The sequence below is a fragment of the Isoptericola croceus genome (assembly GCF_029382255.1).
GTDB lineage: Bacteria > Actinomycetota > Actinomycetes > Actinomycetales > Cellulomonadaceae > Isoptericola > Isoptericola croceus.
On the sequence record NZ_JARLLG010000146.1, the window covers coordinates 1 to 279 of the forward strand.

1 protein-coding gene is annotated in these 279 nt (G+C 60.2%); it reads left to right on the top strand.

Going from position 1 to position 279, the window contains the following annotated elements; genetic code table 11:
• The coding region (locus tag PZC42_RS21010; RefSeq protein ID WP_277214049.1) for a hypothetical protein at positions 1-279 on the top strand (279 nt) is incomplete at both ends.

The window sequence follows — 279 nt, forward strand, 5'->3', positions numbered from 1 at the left end:
CCTCGGCAGCATCAAGAGAGAGACGAAGGTGGAGGATTTCCTGGGGGAGGACGTCCGGCGGATCGCCGGGATCATTGCGGACTGCGGATTTGGGCTGCTGGACGAGACGGTGGCCGGTTTGAGGATGATGTCTCATTCACACCAGAGTGTGATAGCACAGACGACGAGCGGCGGAACTGCGGGCGCAGAGGCGCAGGCTCAGACAGCTATTGCTGCTAGTGCTCCTCGCCCGGAACCTATTGATGGCGAGTTCGCCCAATGCGAAGTCTGGTTGCATCT